The sequence below is a fragment of the Bacillus sp. MM09(2025) genome, assembly GCF_050496725.1.
In the GTDB taxonomy this organism is placed as follows: domain Bacteria; phylum Bacillota; class Bacilli; order Bacillales; family Bacillaceae; genus Bacillus; species Bacillus pumilus.
In genome coordinates this window covers 111,799-133,639 of record NZ_JBNWEN010000004.1, presented here as the reverse complement: position 1 = coordinate 133,639, position 21,841 = coordinate 111,799, and the positions used below count along the sequence as shown (strand labels likewise).

At 41.6% G+C, this 21,841-nt stretch carries 19 protein-coding genes, 1 pseudogene and 1 other annotated feature; of the genes and pseudogenes, 18 read left to right on the top strand and 2 right to left on the bottom strand.

The genetic code is table 11. The features are described 5' to 3' along the window. Positions 1-2: 2 nt before the first annotated feature. Complete coding sequence (locus ACQYAC_RS06955) at positions 3-1,487, bottom strand: ribonuclease YeeF family protein (RefSeq protein WP_429942994.1); 1,485 nt, start codon at positions 1,485-1,487, stop codon at positions 3-5. 172 nt (positions 1,488-1,659) lie between these two features. Between ACQYAC_RS06955 and ACQYAC_RS06950 the strand changes: the two are divergent. From ACQYAC_RS06950 to ACQYAC_RS06920, 7 genes and pseudogenes are all read left to right on the top strand, one after another. After that, positions 1,660-1,815: pseudogene (locus ACQYAC_RS06950) on the top strand (Kelch repeat-containing protein); the annotation flags it as partial. 253 nt (positions 1,816-2,068) lie between these two features. Next, the gene (locus ACQYAC_RS06945; RefSeq protein WP_024427820.1) at positions 2,069-2,218 is read left to right on the top strand and encodes a teichoic acid D-Ala incorporation-associated protein DltX; all 150 of its coding nucleotides are present in this window, start codon (positions 2,069-2,071) and stop codon (positions 2,216-2,218) included. Between the two features lie 14 nt (positions 2,219-2,232). Further along, the gene (dltA, locus tag ACQYAC_RS06940; RefSeq protein ID WP_061408857.1) at positions 2,233-3,738 is read left to right on the top strand and encodes a D-alanine--poly(phosphoribitol) ligase subunit DltA; all 1,506 of its coding nucleotides are present in this window, start codon (positions 2,233-2,235) and stop codon (positions 3,736-3,738) included. After that, the gene (dltB, locus tag ACQYAC_RS06935; protein WP_058014512.1) at positions 3,735-4,919 is read left to right on the top strand and encodes a D-alanyl-lipoteichoic acid biosynthesis protein DltB; all 1,185 of its coding nucleotides are present in this window, start codon (positions 3,735-3,737) and stop codon (positions 4,917-4,919) included. Before dltA ends, dltB begins: the two co-directional genes overlap by 4 nt. Before the next feature lie 21 nt (positions 4,920-4,940). Further along, positions 4,941-5,177 (top strand): D-alanine--poly(phosphoribitol) ligase subunit 2, encoded by a 237-nt coding sequence (gene dltC, locus ACQYAC_RS06930; protein WP_003216498.1) that lies wholly within the window; start codon positions 4,941-4,943, stop codon positions 5,175-5,177. Continuing rightward, positions 5,177-6,343: a D-alanyl-lipoteichoic acid biosynthesis protein DltD gene (dltD, locus tag ACQYAC_RS06925; protein ID WP_429942993.1), complete on the top strand. Its 1,167-nt coding sequence runs from the start codon at positions 5,177-5,179 to the stop codon at positions 6,341-6,343. The genes dltC and dltD overlap by 1 nt, the downstream gene beginning before the upstream one ends. Positions 6,344-6,438: 95 nt before the next feature. Next, positions 6,439-6,858, top strand: a complete 420-nt coding sequence (locus ACQYAC_RS06920) for a YkvA family protein (protein WP_058014514.1) — start codon at positions 6,439-6,441, stop codon at positions 6,856-6,858. A 31-nt stretch (positions 6,859-6,889) separates the two neighbouring features. Here the strand turns inward: ACQYAC_RS06920 and ACQYAC_RS06915 are convergent, their stop codons facing one another. Further along, positions 6,890-7,933, bottom strand: coding sequence for a lactonase family protein (locus tag ACQYAC_RS06915; protein ID WP_061408851.1), 1,044 nt, complete (start codon positions 7,931-7,933; stop codon positions 6,890-6,892). A 433-nt stretch (positions 7,934-8,366) separates the two neighbouring features. Between ACQYAC_RS06915 and ilvE the strand changes: the two genes are divergently transcribed. The 11 genes from ilvE (at position 8,367) to clpX (ending at position 21,834) form a co-directional block, all read left to right on the top strand. Next, positions 8,367-9,281, top strand: a complete 915-nt coding sequence (gene ilvE / locus ACQYAC_RS06910; protein ID WP_058014516.1) for a branched-chain-amino-acid transaminase — start codon at positions 8,367-8,369, stop codon at positions 9,279-9,281. A gap of 8 nt (positions 9,282-9,289) precedes the next feature. Next, positions 9,290-9,536, top strand: a binding site (T-box leader). 122 nt (positions 9,537-9,658) lie between these two features. Next, on the top strand, positions 9,659-11,383 hold the full coding sequence (gene ilvB, locus ACQYAC_RS06905; protein WP_429942992.1) for an acetolactate synthase large subunit: 1,725 nt from the start codon (positions 9,659-9,661) through the stop codon (positions 11,381-11,383). Continuing rightward, entirely contained in the window at positions 11,380-11,898 is a 519-nt protein-coding gene (gene ilvN / locus ACQYAC_RS06900; RefSeq protein WP_003216637.1) for an acetolactate synthase small subunit, read from the top strand. The genes ilvB and ilvN overlap by 4 nt, the downstream gene beginning before the upstream one ends. Positions 11,899-11,916: 18 nt before the next feature. Beyond that, positions 11,917-12,945, top strand: a complete 1,029-nt coding sequence (gene ilvC / locus ACQYAC_RS06895; RefSeq protein ID WP_058014517.1) for a ketol-acid reductoisomerase — start codon at positions 11,917-11,919, stop codon at positions 12,943-12,945. After that, the gene (locus ACQYAC_RS06890) at positions 12,932-14,485 is read left to right on the top strand and encodes a 2-isopropylmalate synthase (protein ID WP_058014518.1); all 1,554 of its coding nucleotides are present in this window, start codon (positions 12,932-12,934) and stop codon (positions 14,483-14,485) included. The genes ilvC and ACQYAC_RS06890 overlap by 14 nt, the downstream gene beginning before the upstream one ends. 18 nt (positions 14,486-14,503) lie before the next feature. Beyond that, the gene (gene leuB, locus ACQYAC_RS06885) at positions 14,504-15,601 is read left to right on the top strand and encodes a 3-isopropylmalate dehydrogenase (protein ID WP_429942991.1); all 1,098 of its coding nucleotides are present in this window, start codon (positions 14,504-14,506) and stop codon (positions 15,599-15,601) included. A gap of 40 nt (positions 15,602-15,641) precedes the next feature. Continuing rightward, entirely contained in the window at positions 15,642-17,057 is a 1,416-nt protein-coding gene (gene leuC, locus ACQYAC_RS06880; protein ID WP_180310415.1) for a 3-isopropylmalate dehydratase large subunit, read from the top strand. 13 nt (positions 17,058-17,070) lie between these two features. Next, complete coding sequence (gene leuD, locus ACQYAC_RS06875) at positions 17,071-17,670, top strand: 3-isopropylmalate dehydratase small subunit (protein WP_060596899.1); 600 nt, start codon at positions 17,071-17,073, stop codon at positions 17,668-17,670. Between the two features lie 125 nt (positions 17,671-17,795). Next, complete coding sequence (gene ddcA, locus ACQYAC_RS06870) at positions 17,796-18,803, top strand: DNA damage checkpoint antagonist DdcA (protein ID WP_429942990.1); 1,008 nt, start codon at positions 17,796-17,798, stop codon at positions 18,801-18,803. A gap of 239 nt (positions 18,804-19,042) precedes the next feature. Further along, positions 19,043-20,317 (top strand): trigger factor, encoded by a 1,275-nt coding sequence (gene tig / locus ACQYAC_RS06865; protein WP_410582246.1) that lies wholly within the window; start codon positions 19,043-19,045, stop codon positions 20,315-20,317. A gap of 251 nt (positions 20,318-20,568) precedes the next feature. After that, complete coding sequence (clpX, locus tag ACQYAC_RS06860; protein ID WP_058014522.1) at positions 20,569-21,834, top strand: ATP-dependent protease ATP-binding subunit ClpX; 1,266 nt, start codon at positions 20,569-20,571, stop codon at positions 21,832-21,834. The last annotated feature ends 7 nt before the right edge of the window (positions 21,835-21,841 follow it).

Below are 21,841 nucleotides of genomic sequence, written 5' to 3'. Positions count from 1 at the left end.
TGTTATTTTATTTTGATGACAGTTCCGGTTGAACTTTTATGTTTATTGATCATGTAATTTCCATATTTATCACTATCAGCAACCCAATGAAGTTCTTTTCCACCTTTTGCTTCCTTGAATACTTTAAAAGCGGAATTTCCATGACCAGTTGTATCTTTAGCCCACCACAAACCTGTTTTTGGATCTCGGTAAGCAGTAACTGTATCACCGTTAAATTTGTATTTTATTGTTTTATCTGCTGTAGTTTTAATATCCCATAATGTTGTGGTATTCTTTGTAGATTTACCGGTATTTTTAATTCCTCTCTTCCCATGAAACCCTTTCGCCCCAAACGGCAAAAGCATGCCAAGTGCCGCATTCATACTCGCTTCCTGCTGTTCTTTCGAGACCTTATTCCCAAACATGTCTCTACCTGTAATTGCTTCGCTGAAGCCGTTTGTGGCAGTGAGTCCATATAAACCTTTTTGAGATGTTTTCAGGGTGTCAAAAGATTTTTGTGATGTCTTGTAGATATCGACTGCCCTAACTGCGGCTGATGTGGCTTGGGTGGTTTTATAGACAGCCTTTCCGCCTTTGAATATGCGTCCTGCCCAGCCGACGATAGGGATGTAACCTGCTGCTGCCATGCCGCCTGCGGCGACGCGCTGTCCTGCGGTAAGTTCTTCGCCTGTGATCGGGTCAACGCCCGTTGCGGCGCGTTTTGCATCATTCACGCCAGTCAGTTCATTCACGATATTCCCGCCATAATCGAGTGCTTTTTCATACCAAGGACGGTTGGCGAGTGCTTCTTGTTCCTTTGCGACTTTTCTAGCTTCTTCTTGTTCTTTTTTGATTTTGAGATATTCAGATGTCTGCTTTTCAATATCGCTTTTTGCCTTGTAGATTTCGCTATTTTGATACTCTTTCTTGTCAAAATTCATAGGCGAAATCGCTTTTCCGTCATTTGTCGCATTCATCATTTCAGCGTACAATGCCATTGTAGCTTGCTGCTCCGTTTCTGACAAAGCATATTCATCTTTTAAATTTTGATCAAGTTCAATTAAATCCTTAACAGTCTTTTTCCGTTCATCTTCCGCATCTTCAATCTTTTCATCAAAGGTTTTACTCTCAAATACTTCTAGAGATATGAGGTCATCAATATCTTCAAAAATCGTTTTAAGTGCCTTTTTTTGATCCTTCACAATGCTTTTGGCATTCTTGATTCCCATATGTACAGCGTTGTCTAAAAAGTGTTCTTCTACAAAGGTATCGCCGCCAAAGTTTGTATCATCAAGTGTCCCAGAAACACCTTCATGGAACGCTTTTTGTTTATCTATGAAGCTGATAAACATGTCCACATTTCCGGCGAGCTCTTTGTAGAAACTTTTAATGTTATCGGCACCTTTTCCCGTGAAATCATCACCGAGATCTGCCATGCCTTGAAGTGTCTTTTTTAAATTGATCATTTGTTCGCGGAGTTCCAGGTAGTGTTTTGCTCTTGTATCCATGGCACTTGTTAGTGCTTTTGCATCAAGTATTTTGCCCAGAAAGGTTCACTCCCTTCTCAAATAAGTATATTTATTTTAACAATATAAAAAAATGTAATGAATAGGAAAAAAGTAGTGAGTGTTAAAGCTCTAAATACTGGATTGGTCAACACACTGCTGAAGTAATTTGACCTTTCCATCCTGGTACAAAAAGCGTGATGCCGGAGAAGGACCAGGGTTTTATGAAATTGATGAGCATGACAACAACAAAGGTCCCTTTGAAAGTAAGAAGGATTATGTGGTGTTCAAAAACATACTCATGTTCGAAGTCAATAAATATAAGAAGTAATTGAAATCAAAGCCATCTAGGTAAACTAGGTGGCTTTTGTGTTTATTCGACAGCTTTCAGCAATTTTAAGGCAAATTTAAGATCGAATTTCATTTCAAATACATTAAATCTTTGTTACAATAAGACAGCTTTGCGCAAAAGAGACGTTCTAAGGTTCGACATTTTTTTAGCATTTTCTTAAAAATTTTATGGTTTGATATGAAACTCTTTTGATGATCCATGCGTCTCTATAAGTGTCAAAAGAAAAGAGGTTATCAATATGCTATTCAAAAAGCTATCAGAAAATAAGTCTGTAAAATGGATAGGATATACAAGCTTTTACTTACTTATTTTGCTATTATTGTTCTTTATTTACGGATTCCATACAGCAAATACGGGATCATTCATTTACAACGATTTTTAATTGGAGATTAAACTATGAAACTATTACACACGATTCATGAATACCAACAAACGAAACCAACACAGCCAGCATTTGTTTCTCAACATGCTTCGATCACATATGATGAGCTTTGGCAACTATCAGACCAAATGGCTGGTGCGATCGATGCAGTCGCAACAGATAGTGCACCTGTCATTGTATACGGTCATATGGAGCCAGAGATGCTGATTTCTTTCTTAGGCAGTGTGAAATCAGGTAGACCTTACATTCCGGTCGATATTTCAATCCCTGCAGAGCGTATCGTCTCAATTATTGAAAGCTCAAAAGCCAGTCTGTTGATTTGTGCAAATGAGCAGAATGTACTAGATGTAGAAGAACACATTGAGGTGAAAAGTGCGGCATCGCTTTTAGCTCTTGAAAAAGAAGCACCGCCATCATCGCAGTGGGTTCAACAGGATGATGTGTTTTACATCATTTATACGTCTGGCAGTACCGGAAAACCGAAAGGCGTTCAGGTAACAGCCAATAATTTAGAAAGCTTTACAGAGTGGATGTGCAGAGATTTCCCAATTGGTGAGGGGCGCACGTTCTTAAATCAAGCACCGTTTTCTTTTGACTTATCAGTGATGGATTTGTATCCAGCGCTTCAATCAGGCGGCACGCTTTACTGTTTAGTGAAAGATCTTGTGAATAAGCCGAAGGATATGTTTGCAGCACTTGGTCAATCTGACGTTGAAGTGTGGACATCAACACCTTCCTTTGTGCAAATGTGCTTAATGGATCCTTCCTTTACAGGGGAGCTTTTACCAGAGTTGAAAGTTTTCTTGTTCTGCGGAGAGGCACTTCCTGTATCTGTAGCAAGTGCACTCCTTGAGCGTTTTCCAAAGGCGCAGGTCTTTAATACGTATGGTCCGACTGAAGCAACTGTTGCGATTACATCAATTGAAGTCACGCAGGCCATTCTTGATCAGCACGATTCCTTACCAGTTGGCTATGCGAAGCCTGATACAGATATCGTCATTTTAGATGAAGAAGGCAAGAGCCTTCCTGATGGTGAAAAAGGGGAAATTGTCATCGTGGGGCCAAGCGTCACGAGAGGCTACTTAGGTGAACAAGCCTTAACGGAGAAAGTATTCTTTGAATACGAAGGGCGCCCTGCTTACCGTACAGGTGACGCAGGTGTGGCGCAGGATGGTTTGATTACGTGCCACGGTCGTCTGGACTATCAAATTAAACTGCACGGATACCGGATGGAGCTTGAAGAAATTGAATATCATGTGAGCGAGACAACGTATGTCAATGCTTGTGTGATTGTGCCATTCCAGCCAAACGGTCATGTGGAGTACTTGATTGCAGCCATTGTTCCAGCAGCGCATTCTTTTGAAAAAGAATATCAGCTGACAAGTGCAATTAAGAAAGAAATGGCGGATTCACTGCCTGCGTACATGATTCCAAGAAAGTTTGTCTATCTTGAGCAGCTATACATGACGCCAAATGGGAAGGTTGACCGTAAAAGAATCGCGAAAGAGGTTCTTCTATGATTCCGTTTAGTTCATTCTTTTTCTTCATTCTAATTGGTGTTCTTCTTTTGCCGACGATCATTCTTGGTCTGCGCGGCAAAAGAATGCAGGGCTACAACATGTTTGCAACGGTTGTGGCGCTCGCGCTTATTTTCTCAAAGGATGCACATGGCGCGCTGCTTCTCTTCTTATTTACAGTGTGGCAAGTCTTGATCATCAGGTTGTACCTTTCGTACCGGTTGAAAGCGAACAGGGCGTCTGTCTTCTATATGGCAGTGGTTGCATCGATATTGCCGCTTGTACTATCAAAGGTTTTACCGTTCTTTTTAACTCATCAGCCGCACCAACCACCGCCAATGAACTGGTTGAGCTTTTTAGGGATCTCGTACTTAACATTTAAAGGTGTTCAGTTAATTATCGAGACAAGAGACGGCTTGATTAAGAAGAAAATTCCGATTCATCGTTTGGTCTATTTCATTGTCTTTTTCCCGACGATTTCATCAGGTCCGATTGATCGTTACCGCCGGTTTGAAAAGGATATGGATACGCCGCCTGAAAAGGAAGCCTACAGTGATCTTTTATACGCGGGTATTCATAAAATTTTTATCGGCTTCTTATATAAGTTCATTATTGGTTATTTAATTCACACGTATATTCTGATGAATATTCATCACATTAGCAGCAGTCACTTTGTTCAACAGTTAACGTATATGTATGCGTACAGTATGTATTTGTTCTTTGACTTTGCTGGTTATACAGCGTTCGCTGTTGGTGTGAGTTATATCATGGGCATTAAATCACCAGAAAACTTTAACAAACCGTTTATCAGCCGGAATATTAAAGACTTCTGGAATCGCTGGCACATGTCCCTGTCTTTCTGGTTCAGAGACTACGTGTTTATGAGATTTGTGTTCTTTATGACAAAAAAGAAGTGGATCAAGAACCGTATGGCTGTATCAAATATTGGGTACTTTGTCCTCTTTCTATTGATGGGTGCTTGGCATGGTCTAGCACTTCAATATATTATTTACGGACTATATCACGCAGTTGTGATGTCCGGTTACAATTTATTTGAGAAATGGAATAAAAAACACAAGTGGTGGCCGGATAACAAGGTCACAATGGTTGTGTCGATCATTATTACATTCCATGTGATTTGTTTCGGATTTTACATTTTTTCAGGAAAACCATTTCATCATTAATGATTAAGGGAGTAGAAAATTATGGAATTTAAAAATCAAGTATACGGTATTATTGCAGAGGTTTGTCAGGACGACGTTGTAAAAGAAAATCCAGAGATTGCAATTTTTGACGAAGGTCTTTTAGATTCATTTGGTACAGTAGAATTACTTATGGCTATCGAAAGTCAACTTGGAATTACTGTTCCGATTACAGAGTTTGATCGTGATGTGTGGGATACACCGAATCACATTGCTGAGCAGCTGGCAGAGATGAAGTAATGAAAAAGCGTTTTTTTGGGCCGCTTATTTTAGCGGCTGTTCTATTCATTGGTGTTCTTCTTGTACCAAATGCATGGCTCTCACATCTGATCCCAAAAGACAAATTACAAAAGTCAGCCACAGAATTAGATACGGGGATGTTCCAAGGGCTTTATTTACAAGATGAAATGCTAAAAGATCCAACTTATTTGCCGATCTATGGATCTTCTGAACTATCACGTTTTGATCCATATCACCCTTCGAATTTCTTTCATGAGAATCCTCAAGGGTTTACACCTTATCTTATTGGAAAAGGTGGATCGCAATCATTAATTCATGCGATGAACTTTGCAGCGCATATGGATGAATTAAAAGGGAAGAAGCTTGTATTTATCGTGTCTCCGCAGTGGTTTGTAAAGTGGGGATCAGACGAGAATCACTTTGCACCGAACTATTCAGCGCTTCAAGCGCTGAATCTCGCTTATAATAAAGAAATTGATCCAGCTGTGAAAAAAGAACTGATCAAGAGAATCATGACGTTTAAAGCAGTAAAGAACGATATGGTCATCACAGAGCTTTTTAAAGCAGAGCTTTCTGGGAACAAATTCGCTTATGGCGCGATTTCTCCTATTGCCAAAATGTATTATGGCATGCTTCAAAAGAAAGACATGTACTATACCATTGGATCGGGGCATGAACGTAAGCTTCAACCATCTCCTTCAGTCAAAGGAAAAACATGGACTGAGCTTGAAAAAGAAGCGAGCGTTTTTGGTGCGAAAAGAGCAGGGGACAACCCGTTTTATATTAATCAAAAACTGTTTGACCGCAAGCTGAAACCGATCATGAAAAAGATGAAGGATTCCCGTGAAGATCACTCTTATGCGGAATCACCAGAGTACAAAGATTTTCAAATCATGCTGGATATTTTAAAACAGGCAGGGGCGAAGCCTTTGTTTGTGACGATTCCTGTTAACGGGAAATGGTATGATTATACTGGTTTCCCAAAAGAGGGGCGCACAGAGTATTATGAGAAAATCAATCGTCAAATTCGCGATAATGGGTATGAAGTTGCAAATTTGACTAAGCATGAGTACGATCCTTATTTCTTTAAAGATACGATTCATGTGTCTTATAAAGGATGGGTGTACATCGATAAGGCAATCGAAAAGTTTTACAAAGAGCAGTAGAATGCAGCAGCTTTCTGCTGCTTTTTGTTTGTCGAATTGGCAGATATCTTGTATAACAAAGTGAAAAGGGCTATGCTGTAGATGGAGGCGATATGATGAATCGTTCTGAGAAAAAAGAACTATTGAAGCGTTCGAAAAAGCATTTTAATGATCATGCCTTTTGGGAAAAGTTAAAAAAGACGGCACAAAAAGCTGGTGTTTCTCTTGTGTATGCTGTGCTATTACTTTACTATACATTGCAAAAACCTGAAGTACCTGTCAAAGCAAAAACCCTTATTATTGGGGCGCTCGGATACTTTATCCTTCCAATTGACCTTATTCCCGATACATTGATTGGTGTCGGCTATACAGATGATTTAGGCGCGATCACATTTGCTCTGATTCAAGTAGCGGTCTACATTGATGATGATGTGAAAGGAAAAGCGAAGGACAGGCTGTCAAAATGGTTCGGTGAAAAAACCGATACGTCTCTGATTGATCAAAAACTTGAAGATGGCGGGATGCCGTCTGCATAATGAAAGCCTCCACAGTTGGAGGCTTTTTTCATTATCCTAAAAATTTCACGCAAACTGGATGAGGGACTGAGATGTCTGATTGTAACACAGTGAGTCGTCCTGTTTCTTTGTCGCGTTTGTATAACACTAGGTTGCTAGATTCTTGGTTTGAACCAACGAGGAATTCTTCAGTTGGATCAAGCACAAAGTCTCTAGGCCAGTTTCCTTCAGATGAAGCAATCTCGACAAGGCTTAATTGGCCGCCAGTGTCTGCTTTAAAAATCGCAATGCTGTCGTGGCCGCGATTTCCTGCATAAACAAATTGGCCGTCTGAAGAGACGTGAATGGCACTGCCTTGATTGTTCTCTGTAAAATCGCTTGGAATGGTTGCAATCGTTTGGATCTCTTCGAAATGACCATCTTCAAAGTAACGAAGCACAATCACCTCTGAGCTTAGCTCTGTCATCACATATGCCACAGGTTTCGTTGGATGGAATGTGATATGACGAGGACCGGTGCCTGGTTTTGTTTCAAATGTATGAGCAAGCTCGAGTTTGCCGTTTTCTTTCTTATACGTATAAATGCCATCTGTCCCAAGGTCAACAGCGACTGCAAATTGTTCATCTGGTGTCAGACCCATAAAGTGAGTGTGCGGTTTTTCCTGACGATCTTCGTTAGGGCCAGTACCTTCATGCTGCGCCTGGGACAGCGTGCGGATCACTGAGCCATTTTCAGCATCGATTTCATACATCTCTGCTGTTCCTTTATGATAGTTTGCTGTAAAAGCTGTTTTTGTTTGACTGTCCACACTGACGTGACAAGGAGAAGCGCCTTCGGCAAGTTCTTGGTTGATGAAACGAAGTGTGCCGGTTTCTGCATCGATTTGATAAGCAGCCACGCCGCCCTGTGATCCTTCTTTTACCACAGCATACACAAATTTTTGAGAATCTGAGACGGTTAAATATGTAGGATTTTCAAGTTCAGCAGCTACTTCTACTTTCTCAATCTGTTGCTTGTCCGTATTTAATGTAAAAGTATAAATGCCTTTACTGTCTCCCTTTGTATACGTTCCGATATAACCTCTGATGTTAGCCATGTATTGCCCTCCTTCTATAAGATGCTCTCATTCTATCATAAATTCATAGGAAAACGCTTTAGAAAGGCATACCGAAAGAAAATCAAAAGCGTTGGAATCTACCAGTATTTATTCAAAACAATGTGAAAAAATATGACAAACGGTTTCTCAAATGAAAAGTGTTCAGGTAAAGTAAATAAATTGAAGAAAAAATACAAAAAATTTTAAGTTTTTTCATTCCTTGTCTAGCAAAGGTGTAAGCGTATACATTTAATTTTGATTAGTCTAAATTGTCTAATAATTTTAAAAATGCTGTTGACACTGTATGTAAAGCGGCGTAAGATGGGTTCAACAAAAGCTAAACAAACACGAAAGAGCAAGCGTGAGACACTTCATTATAAAGTGTCTGAAAATTCAACTACTTTTTGTTTGAAAGAGAGGGTGCTCACTGAAAATGGAAGACCAAAAGGAACAGTGGATCTTTTTAAACGATGAACTCGTGAAAAAAGAGGATGCGAAAATTTCAGTTTATGATCATGGCTTCTTATACGGTGACGGTGTGTTCGAAGGGATACGCGTGTATAACGGAAATATCTTTCGAATGAAAGAACATTTAGACCGCCTGTATGATTCCGCCAGATCGATTATGCTGAACATTCCATATTCACTTGAGGAACTCACGGAAAAAATGATTCATACAGTTGAAAGGAACGGACTGAAGGATGCCTATATCCGCCTTGTTGTCTCAAGAGGAGCTGGTGATCTTGGTTTAGATCCAAACAACTGCGGGAGAGCCAACACAGTGATCATTGTAGAGCCGCTGGCCATCTTTCCAAAGCACCTATATGAAACAGGTATTGATATTGTGACGGTACCGACGAGACGAAATCGTCCCGATGTACTAAGTCCAAAAGTGAAATCATTAAATTATTTGAATAACATCCTTGTCCGAATCGAAGCCCATATGGCCGGTGTGAGTGAAGCGCTAATGCTGAACGATCAAGGGTACGTGGCAGAAGGTTCTGCAGACAATGTGTTTATTTATAAAAAAGGTAAGCTCTATACACCGCCAGGTTATATCGGCGCTCTTGAAGGCATCACAAGAAATGCTATCATGGAGATTGCAGAGGACTTAGGCTATGAAGTGAAAGAAGAACCATTCACAAGGCACGATGTGTATACAGCAGAAGAAGTCTTTCTAACAGGAACTGCAGCTGAAGTGATCGCCGTTGTAAAGGTTGACGGCCGTACAATAGGTGAAGGGAAGCCTGGGATTCACACTAACAAACTTCTTGAACAATTCCGCAAGCGAGTGGTTGAAGAAGGAGAAAAAGTCGTTTTTACAGATGAAAACATTCACGCAAGCTAAATAGATATCGATAAACGTTGAAGAGGACTAGTAGCTTTAGAGTCAGTATCTACAGAGAGCCGGTGGTAGCTGGAAACCGGTGTTACTTTCTAAAGTGAACTCACCTCTGAGTGTCTGCTTGAAATGATAGTAGGGCAGACCGAGTGACATTGCTCACTCGTTACCAAAATGGATGAAAGATGTCCATGAGACGGCAGCTGAATTTGCCGTGAACAAGGGTGGTACCGCGAAAAACAAAGCTTTTTCGCCCCTTTGACCTAGTGAAAAGTAGTGTCATTGTGGGGTGAGAAGGCTTTTTTATATGGTCTAAAATCTCAATCTTGAATAGAAAAGGGTGAAAAGACTTGACTGAAGCAAGACAAAGAGGAGGAAATCAAATGGGGACAAATGTACAAGTGGAGACGGAAACATCTAAAGCATCACAAACGATGAACGGTGCACTCATGCTAATTGAAGCACTTAAAAGAGAAAAAGTAGAAGTCATTTTCGGATATCCAGGCGGAGCGGTTTTACCGATCTACGATAAAATTTATGATTCTGGGTTATTCCATGTCCTGCCAAGACATGAACAGGGAGCGATTCATGCAGCGGAAGGATACGCTAGAGTATCTGGTAAACCTGGTGTTGTCATTGCAACATCAGGACCAGGAGCGACAAACCTAGTCACAGGAATTGCAGATGCAATGATTGATTCACTTCCTCTTGTTGTCTTCACAGGACAGGTGGCAACCTCAGTCATTGGATCAGACGCTTTCCAGGAAGCAGACGTGCTCGGCATCACAATGCCTATCACAAAGCACAGCTATCAGGTGAGAAATCCAGAGGAATTACCGGGCGTCATTAAAGAAGCGTTCCACATTGCAACGACAGGAAGACCTGGTCCAGTCTTGATTGATATTCCAAAAGATGTGGCAGGCATTGAAGGAACGTTTGAATACGATCAGCCAATTGATTTACCTGGTTATCAGCCAAAAGTGGAGCCGAACTATTTGCAGATTCGCAAATTAGTAGAAGCTGTCAGCAGAGCGAAGAAACCAGTCATTCTAGCAGGAGCTGGCGTTCTTCATGGCAAAGCATCTGAAGAATTAAGGCAGTATGTAGAGCAGCAGCAAATCCCAGTCGCTCATACATTGCTAGGACTTGGCGGCTTCCCAGCAAAGCATCCTCTTTTCCTAGGAATGGCTGGTATGCATGGCACATATGCGGCGAACATGGCTCTACATCAATGTGACTTGCTCATTTCAATCGGTGCGAGATTCGATGACAGGGTAACTGGCAATCTCAATCACTTTGCGAAACATGCAAAAGTAGCACATATTGATATCGACCCAGCAGAAATTGGCAAAAACATTCATACGCATATCCCGGTTGTTGGAGACAGTAAGCTAGTCCTTGAAGAGCTGATTAAGCAAGACGGGAAGCAAGGAGAGTCAGACGAGTGGAAAAACCAACTAGATCAGTGGAAGGAAGAATATCCACTCTGGTACGTTGAAAACGAAGTAGAGGGCTTTAAACCTCAAAAGCTGATTGAATACATTCATCAATTCACAAAAGGTGAAGCCATTGTGGCAACAGATGTTGGACAGCATCAAATGTGGGCAGCACAGTTCTATCCATTTGAAAATGCAGATAAATGGGTCACATCTGGCGGCCTTGGGACGATGGGCTTCGGTTTACCGGCAGCCATTGGCGCTCAGTTAGCTGATCAAGAGGCAACGGTTGTGGCGATTTTAGGAGACGGAGGTTTCCAAATGACCCTGCAAGAACTTGCCGTTATCCGTGAGCTGAACCTTCCAGTGAAAGTGATTGTTCTAAATAATCACAGCCTTGGAATGGTAAGACAATGGCAAGAAATTTTCTACGAAGAACGCTACTCATATTCTAAATTTTCAGAGCAGCCGGACTTCGTTAAATTATCTGAAGCTTATGGCATTAAAGGAATCAGAATCTCATCAGACGAAGAGGCGAAAGAAAAGCTTGAAGAAGCGCTAACCTCTAGAGAGCCTGTTTTCATCGATGTCAATGTAGCGAGAGATGAAAAAGTATTCCCGATGGTAGCACCGGGGAAAGGACTTCATGAGATGGTGGGGGTGAAACCTTGAAAAGAATTATTGTGTTGACTGTATTAAATCGATCAGGCGTACTGAACCGAATCACTGGCCTTTTTACTAAACGACACTACAACATTGAAAGCATTACGGTCGGCCATTCTGAGATTCAAGATGTATCACGCATCACGTTCGTCGTCCATGTAGACCAAGAGAAAGACATCGAACAGCTGACAAAACAGCTGAACAAACAAATTGATGTTCTCAAAGTAACAGACATTACAAACCAATCAATCGTCCAGCGAGAGCTGGCTTTGATAAAAGTCGTTTCTGCACCAGCATCTAGAATGGAGATCACAGGGGTCATTGAACCGTTTAGAGCTTCTATTGTAGATGTGAGCAGAGAGAGTGTCGTCATTCAGGTGACAGGTGAGTCTTCAAAAATTGAAGCACTCATTGAATTACTTAAGCCATACGGCATTAAAGAAGTCGCCAGAACTGGCACCACGGCCTTTGCGAGAGATAATCAGCAAAAGCCGCAACAAAATAAAACAATTTCAATTGTCTAAACAAAAGGAGAGAGTCAAATGGTAAAAGTATATTATAACGGTGATATTCAAGAAAACGTATTAAACGGTCAAAAGGTTGCCGTCATTGGATATGGATCACAAGGTCATGCACATGCATTGAACTTAAAAGAAAGCGGCGTAGATGTCATCGTCGGCGTGAGAAAAGGCGGATCTTATACAAAAGCACAAGAAGACGGCCATCAAGTATTCACAGTAAAAGAAGCGGCAGCACAAGCAGATGTCGTGATGGTATTACTACCAGATGAGCAGCAAAAGAAAGTATATGACGAAGAAATCAAAGATCAATTAGAAGCTGGCAACTCACTTGTTTTCGCACACGGATTCAACGTTCACTTCCATCAAATTGTTCCTCCAAGTGACGTAGATGTGTATCTTGTAGCGCCAAAAGGTCCAGGACATCTTGTGAGAAGAACATATGAGCAAGGCGCTGGTGTACCTGCACTATTTGCTATCTATCAAGATGTATCTGGTCAAGCGAAAGACAAAGCGCTTGCTTATGCAAAAGCAATCGGCGGAGCAAGAGCGGGCGTTCTTGAGACAACATTTAAAGAAGAAACGGAAACGGATCTATTCGGTGAGCAGGCAGTCCTTTGCGGAGGTCTTACTTCACTAGTAAAAGCAGGATTTGAAACATTAACAGAAGCTGGTTATCAGCCAGAGCTAGCATACTTCGAGTGTCTGCATGAATTAAAACTGATCGTTGACCTTATGTACGAAGAAGGATTAGAAGGCATGAGATATTCAATCTCTGATACAGCACAATGGGGAGACTTCGTATCAGGACCACGCGTTGTGGATGCAAACGTAAAAGAATCGATGAAAGCAGTCTTGACTGATATCCAAAACGGAACATTTGCAAAAGAATGGATTGTTGAAAACCAAGTGAATCGTCCACGTTTCAATGCGATCAATGCTAATGAAAATGAGCATCAAATTGAAGTTGTTGGAAGAAAGCTTCGTGAAATGATGCCTTTCGTCAAACAAGGAAAGAAAAAGGAAGCGGTGAGCGTCGGTGCGAAAAATTAATTTTTTTGACACAACACTTCGAGATGGAGAGCAATCACCCGGAGTGAACTTAAATGCACAAGAAAAGCTAATCATTGCAAAGCAGCTTGAGCGCCTTGGGGTTAATATCATTGAAGCGGGTTTTCCCGCTTCATCCCGAGGGGATTTCTTAGGCGTACAAGAAATAGCAAGAACGATTAAAAACTGTTCTGTTGCTGGTCTTGCACGATGTGTGAAAGGTGACATTGATGCTGCATGGGAAGCATTAAAAGATGGAGTGGAGCCAAGGCTTCATGTCTTTATTGCCACTTCTGACATTCACCTGAAGCATAAACTAAAGAAAACACGTGAAGAAGTCGTAGAACAAGCTGTCTCCATGGTGAAATATGCGAAAGAACGTTTTCCAGTTGTTCAATGGTCAGCAGAAGATGCGTGCCGTACAGATCTTGCTTTCTTGGCAGAAATTGTAGAAAAGGTCATTGACGCTGGAGCAAGTGTCATTAACTTGCCAGATACAGTTGGGTACCTAGCGCCAAAAGAATACGGTAATATCTTTAAATATATGAAGGAACACGTTCCAAATATCGACCGTGTCAACTTGTCCGCTCATTGTCACGATGATCTAGGGATGGCTGTAGCAAACTCACTTGCAGCCATTGAAAATGGAGCAGATCAAATTGAAACGGCTGTCAACGGAATTGGCGAGCGCGCTGGAAATGCCGCTTTAGAAGAAATTGCAGTCGCTCTTCACATTCGAAAAGACTTCTATCAGGTCGAATCAACGATTCAATTGAATGAAATTAAGCGTACAAGTGATGTAGTGAGCAAATACTCAGGAATGATTGTGCCGCGTAATAAAGCAGTCGTTGGAAACAACGCTTTTGCACATGAATCAGGTATTCACCAAGATGGTTTCCTCAAAGAAAAAACAACCTATGAAATTATTTCTCCAGAGCTTGTCGGCGTGACAACAGATGTACTTGTCCTCGGGAAACACTCCGGAAGACATGCGTTTAAAGACCGCATGAAAACACTAGGATTTAAACTAACAGAAGAAGAAATCAATAAGTTCTTCGAAACCTTTAAGAACTTGACGGAGAAGAAAAAAGAAATCACAGATGATGATTTGATTTCTATTATATTAGAAGAAAAAGTAGCAGACCGAAAAATTGGCTACGAATTTGAAAGTCTGCAAGTGCATTATGGAACAGAACAAATGCCAACAGCAACAGTTTCTCTGAAAAACCAAGAAACGCAAGAAGTCATTCAAGAAGCAGCTACAGGCGCAGGCAGTGTAGAAGCTGTGTACAATACGCTGGAGCGCTGTATGGAGGAAAGAATTCATTTGCTAGACTACCGTATTCAATCAAATGGAAAAGGCAGAGATGCACTAGCCGAAGTATATGTCACTGTTTCAATAGAAGGAAAAGAAACAGCAGGACGCGGTGTAGCGCAAGATGTGCTAGAAGCATCGGCGAAAGCCTACGTCAATGCAGTAAACAGGCATTTAATCTTTAAATCAAATCTCATTGAAATTGAGAAACATCACGCGATCTCATAGGAAAGGAGGTAGGTCCTCATGAAAAAGAAAATTGCACTTTTGCCCGGCGATGAAATCGGACCGGAAGTTGTGACATCAGCTGTCGCTGTCCTCAAAGAGACAGCGGCTCAATTTAGGCACGAATTCGAATTCGAAACGGCGCTCATTGGCGGTATCGCAATAGATGAAAAAAACAATCCGCTCCCAAAAGAAACGGTTGATGTATGCAAGAGCGCTGATGCGATTTTATTAGGAGCAGTCGGCGGACCCAAATGGGATCAAAACCCACCAGAGCTTCGTCCGGAAAAAGGCTTACTCGCCATTCGTAAACAATTGGACTTATTTGCTAACATTCGTCCTGTCAAAGTGTTCGATAGCTTAAGCGGGGCGTCACCGTTAAAACAGGATCACATTAACGGAGTCGATTTTGTCATCGTTCGTGAATTAACAGGCGGTCTCTATTTTGGTGAACCAAGTGAGCGCTATACAGATGAAGAAGGAAAAGAAGCTGCGGTTGATACGCTTCTTTATACAAAGGAAGAGATTGTCCGTGTAGTAAAAGAAGCATTCGACATGGCGTTAACGAGACGGAAAAAAGTAACGTCTGTGGATAAAGCGAACGTTCTGGCTTCTAGTAAACTATGGCGGGATGCGGTAGAAGAAGTGGCTTCTCAATATCCAGACGTTGAATTTGAGCATATGCTCGTTGATAATGCCGCCATGCAGCTGATTTATAAGCCTGCACAATTTGATGTCATTGTGACAGAGAATATGTTTGGTGACATTTTAAGTGATGAGGCTTCAATGATTACTGGATCACTCGGTATGCTGCCATCTGCTAGTCTATCAAGCACCGGCCTTCATTTATATGAACCGATTCATGGATCAGCACCCGATATTGCGGGGCAAAACGTCGCAAACCCTCTGGCAACTATTTTATCGGCAGCAAGCTTGCTTAGAACTTCCTTTGCGTTAGAAGAAGAAGCGGCTGCCATAGAAGAAGCTGTAGAAACTGTTCTTGCCTCAGGCAAAAGAACAAAGGATTTATCGGCAAAAGAGGGAACGTATCAAACAACTGAAGACATCACTCACGCAGTTGTAGACGCACTTAAGCAGAACGTGAAAACAATTATATAAATAGAATCTTGTGGAATTAGGTAGAGGGAGGAAAAGGGTTATGCCTCGAACAATCATCGAAAAAATATGGGATCAGCACGTTGTCAAAAGCGGCGAGGGGAAACCAGACCTTTTATATATTGATCTGCACTTGGTGCATGAAGTGACATCGCCTCAAGCGTTTGAAGGATTAAGACAAAAAGGGCGCAAGGTGAGAAGACCTCAAAATACGTTTGCGACGATGGATCACAACATCCCGACTGTGAATCGATTTGTGATCAAAGATGAGATTGCTAAAAAACAAGTGAGTGCTCTAGAGCGTAACTGTGCTGAATTTGGTGTCCGCCTAGCTGACCTACACAGTGTAGACCAAGGAATTGTCCATGTCGTTGGACCAGAGCTTGGTTTGACACTTCCGGGAAAAACAATCGTTTGCGGAGATAGTCATACATCCACTCATGGCGCATTTGGCGCACTTGCTTTTGGAATCGGTACAAGTGAGGTCGAACACGTACTTTCCACACAAACACTTTGGCAGCAGCGTCCGAAAACATTAGAAATTAGAGTAGACGGAAAGCTGCAAAAAGGGGTAACGGCCAAAGATGTCATTTTAGCAGTCATTGGTGCGCATGGCGTGAAGTTTGGATCAGGTTATGTCATTGAATACACTGGGGAAGTATTCAGAAACATGACGATGGATGAACGTATGACCGTTTGTAATATGTCGATTGAAGCAGGCGCAAGAGCAGGATTGATTGCACCTGATGAAGTCACCTTTGAATATTGCCGCGGACGCAAATATGCACCGCAGGGAGAAGACTTCGAAGCAGCGATTAAAGAATGGGAAGAACTTAAAACAGATCCGGGTGCAACCTATGATAAAACGATTGTTTTAGATGGGAATGAGATTTCACCAATGGTCACATGGGGAATTAACCCAGGAATGGTGCTGCCTGTAGATGCATCCATCCCAGGACCTGAAGATTTTGCGCAAGAGGATGACCAAAAGGAAGCGGTTCGTGCGTACGAATACATGGGTGTTCATCCTCATCAGCGTATTGAAGATATTACGATTGAGCATGTGTTTATTGGCTCATGTACGAACTCAAGAATGACTGATTTACGCCAAGCAGCTTCTATGATAGAAGGACAAAAGGTAGCTGATCATGTCAGAGCGATTGTCGTGCCTGGCTCTCAAAGCGTCAAATTGCAGGCAGAAGAAGAAGGTCTTCATGAAATCTTCCTTGAAGCAGGATTTGAATGGAGAGAATCTGGCTGCAGTATGTGTCTCAGCATGAATAACGATGTGGTACCAGAAGGAGAACGCTGCGCATCTACATCAAACCGTAACTTTGAGGGGCGTCAAGGAAAAGGTGCGAGAACGCATCTTGTCAGCCCAGCAATGGCTGCAATGGCTGCAATACATGGCCGGTTTGTCGATGTCAGGAAGTTTAATCAAGAGAAAACAGTCGTGTAAGGAGTTGTCATAGATGGAGCCTTTAGTCACACACAAAGGAAAAGCCGCTGTGCTTAACCGTATCAACGTAGATACAGATCAAATTATTCCGAAGCAATTTTTGAAAAGAATTGAACGAACAGGATATGGCCGGTTTGCTTTTTTCGACTGGCGGTACTTAGCCGATGGCAGCCCTAATCCTGATTTCGAACTGAATCAGCCGATTTATGAAGGAGCATCCATTTTGATCGCAGGAGAAAACTTTGGCTGCGGATCATCAAGGGAACATGCCCCTTGGGCACTTGATGATTATGGTTTCAAAATTGTCATCGCACCATCATTCGCAGATATTTTTCACCAAAACTGCTTTAAAAATGGGATGCTTCCGATTCGTCTTGATTATGATGTGTGGAAAACATTCGCTGCGTCATATGAGAACAAAGGGTATGAGATGACGGTTGATCTTGAAAAACAGCAAATAGAAGATCACGAAGGGAATATCACTCCTTTTGATGTGGATCCTCACTGGAGAGAAATGCTCCTGAATGGCTATGATGAGATCTCATTAACTTTACTACTAGAAGATGACATTCAAGCATTTGAAGATAAGCGCAGCAGCTGGCTGCGTGCGTAAACAACAAGAAGCCGTCCGCCCGAGGTGTGACGGCTTCTTTTTTGCATGAAAACCTCTCGTTACTTGTGTTTACTAACCTTCGTTGGTAAACTGATAAAAAATATGCGCCCGAAAGGAACGTAAGCATGAAACATGACAAGAAGAAAGATAATGTCATTTTGTTTCCTGGTCTGAAAGAAAGACTGATTGAAAAAGGAATGGCAGCATTAAAAGATAAACAGTATCAAGAGGCGCTTCACTTGTTTTCAGAAGCAAAATCTTATGATGACGATGAAGAATCCGATATTCATCTCGGTATGGCGATTTGTTTTCTGGAGCTGGGCGAGCTGCAGGATGCAAAGCGTGTGTGTGAAAAGATGCTACATGAGGGATATGGTCATTACTTCACCGTGCTTCAAGTGTATATGACAATCTTGATTCAGCTGAAAGAATATGAAGAAGTGAAGCAGACAATTGAGGCGGTACTTGAGGAAAACCATCTTCCAGCAGAAAGCGCAGAGCATTTTTACAAGCTGCTCGAATTTAGTAGAAAAATGATCGAATCGCCTGAACAGATTTTAGATGAAGATGAAGAGGACGGCGACGAAATCAATATAGATGATATGCTCGAGCGGCCAGAGGAGCAGGTGCAGTTCATCCATTCGCTGAAAGATCGAAACATCTCGCCGCATATGGGTCTATTAAATACGATCCTACAAAAGCCTGATGGAAATCCTTTGGTCAAATCATTGATCCTGCAGCTTCTGTCAGATCATGATGTGGCAAAGCCGGTTCATGTGACAAAGTTCGGTGATTCGTTAACGCTTGTTCCTTCTGAGGCTGTTAAACCAGAGCAAATGCCGCTGCTTCAGCAAGTCCTTCGTAAGCTCGATGACACACTCGGCAATGAGAACCCAACCCTTTACCAAGGCGTGGAAGAGTTATGGCGCCGGCACTTATTTGTCCTATATCCATTTCTTCCTAAATACACAGATCCGAATCTCTGGGCAGCAGCACTTCATAAAGTCGGCTATGAAATGCATGGGATCGAGATTGAACTCGAAGAATTGCATCTATTGTATGAATTTGATGAACGAGAGCTGAGAGAAGCTTGCACAATGCTGAAAGATATTGAAGAAATTTCTTATTTGTAATTTGTCGATTTAGTTGAAAGACGGACTTGTTATGTTATAATATAATGGTTGTATTTGTGCATATATCGTGCAGTTGTCGATTCCAATGGTTGAAAGACGATATGTATAATCAAGTCAAATGTTGTATACATAATACCGCTTCTTTAGCGGCGTGCGTGGTTTTTAATTGGACGAAGTCTTTATGATGCTTTAGAATGTAACAACGCACAATCTGAATAGATTTTTGGAGGGAAACACACATGTCAGTAAAATGGGAAAAACAAGAAGGTAACGAAGGCGTCTTAACTGTAGAAGTTGATGCTGAAACATTTAACAAAGCACTTGATGATGCGTTTAAGAAAGTTGTTAAGCAAGTATCGATCCCTGGATTCCGTAAAGGGAAAGTACCACGTGGTCTTTTCGAACAGCGTTTTGGTGTAGAATCTCTTTATCAAGATGCATTAGATATTCTTCTTCCAGTTGAGTATCCAAAAGCAATCGACGAAGCTGGTATTGAGCCAGTTGATCGCCCTGAAATCGATGTTGAGAAAATCGAAAAAGGCGAAAGCTTAATCTTCACTGCAAAAGTAACAGTGAAGCCTGAAGTGAAACTTGGTGACTACAAAGGTCTTAACGTAGAAAAAGATGACGCTACTGTCACTGATGAAGATGTACAAGAAGAGTTAAAAGGCATGCAAAACCGTCAAGCTGAGCTTGTTGTCAAAGAAGAAGGCGCAATTGAAGAAGGCGATACAGTTGTTCTTGATTTCGAAGGATTCGTTGATGGAGAAGCATTCGAAGGCGGAAAAGCTGAGAACTACTCTCTTGAAGTAGGTTCTGGTTCATTCATCCCTGGTTTCGAAGAGCAGTTAGTTGGTCTTGAAGCAGGCGCTGAAAAAGACGTAGAAGTCACTTTCCCAGAAGAATACCACGCTGAAGACCTTGCAGGTAAACCAGCTGTATTCAAAGTGAAAATTCACGAAATCAAAGCAAAAGAACTTCCAGCACTTGACGATGAGTTCGCGAAAGATGTTGATGAAGAAGTAGAAACTCTTGCTGAACTAACTGAAAAAACAAAGAAACGTCTTGAAGAAGCGAAAGAAAACGAAGCAGAAGGTAAACTTCGTGAAGAGCTAGTTGAGAAAGCTTCTGAAAATGCGGAAGTTGACATCCCACAAGCGATGGTTGACACAGAGCTAGACCGTATGATGAAAGAATTCGAACAACGCCTTCAAATGCAAGGCATGAACCTTGAGCTTTACTTCCAATTCTCAGGACAAGATGAAAATGCGCTGAAAGAGCAAATGAAAGAAGATGCTGCTAAACGCGTGAAATCTAACCTAACACTTGAAGCAATTGCTGCTGCAGAAAACTTACAAGTGTCTGATGAAGAAGTAGAAGAAGAGCTTTCAAAAATGGCTGAAGCATACAACATGCCAATTGAAAATATCAAACAAGCGATCGGATCTACTGACGCAATGAAAGAAGATCTAAAAGTTCGTAAAGCAATTGATTTTCTTGTAGAAAACCGTTAATATGGTGCATAATAATAAAACAGGGCGCGAGTGACTCGTGCCTTGTTTTGTACAATTTTTGACTTATCATCGCTTCTTTTGGAAACGATAGTGTAAGTCACATCTTTCTGTTATACATATCTCAATGTGCAGTGTTAGAAACACATCATTACCGTCTTTTAGGAAAGTATGGTAAAATGCATACATACTGGACCCAGAAAGGTAGCTGACTGTTAGCTACAGGCAAGTGAAGAAGAATAAGGGGTGAAAGAATGTTTAAATTCAACGAGGAAAAAGGTCAATTAAAATGCTCGTTTTGCGGAAAAACGCAAGATCAAGTGCGTAAACTGGTCGCAGGACCTGGCGTATATATATGTGATGAATGTATCGAGCTTTGCACGGAAATAGTTGAAGAAGAGCTCGGCACTGAGGAAGAAGTTGAATTCAAGGATGTTCCGAAGCCTCATGAAATTCGGGAGATTCTTGATGAATATGTCATCGGTCAAGAAAATGCGAAGAAATCCTTAGCTGTAGCGGTTTATAATCACTACAAACGGATCAATTCCAACAGCAAGATTGATGACGTTGAGCTTTCGAAAAGTAATATCTCTATGATTGGGCCAACAGGAAGCGGTAAAACATTACTTGCTCAAACGCTTGCTCGTATTTTAAATGTGCCATTTGCGATTGCAGATGCAACATCACTAACTGAAGCAGGTTATGTTGGTGAAGACGTAGAGAATATTTTACTAAAGCTGATCCAAGCAGCCGATTATGATGTAGAAAAAGCGGAAAAAGGCATTATCTACATCGATGAAATCGATAAAGTAGCAAGAAAATCAGAAAACCCTTCTATCACTCGTGATGTATCTGGGGAAGGTGTTCAGCAAGCACTATTGAAAATTCTTGAAGGAACTGTCGCTAGTGTACCGCCTCAAGGTGGACGTAAGCATCCTCATCAAGAATTCATTCAAATCGATACGACAAATATCCTCTTTATTTGTGGTGGAGCCTTTGACGGCATTGAGCAAATCATTAAACGCCGCCTAGGTCAAAAAGTCATTGGATTCGGTGCAGAAAATAAAATCGAAGATCTTGAAAAAGAAGTTCTTTTATCAAAAGTACTCCCAGAAGACTTGCTTCGCTTCGGTTTAATCCCAGAATTCATCGGCCGCTTGCCGGTTATTGCAAGCCTAGAGCCATTAGATGAAGAAGCGCTTGTAGAGATCTTGACGAAGCCTAAAAATGCACTCGTTAAGCAGTATACAAAAATGCTTGAGCTTGATGATGTAGAGCTGGAATTTGAAGAAGATGCTCTTAGCGAAATTGCGAAAAAAGCAATTGAGCGTAAAACAGGAGCTCGTGGTCTACGTTCAATTATTGAAGGCATCATGCTTGATGTGATGTTTGACCTTCCATCACGTGACGATATTGAAAAATGTGTCATCACTGGTGCAACGGTTGCTGATGGTGAGTCGCCGCGCCTTGTGTTAAAGGACGGCACAGTCGTCAATAAAGATACGAAAACATCTGCATAAGAGTAAT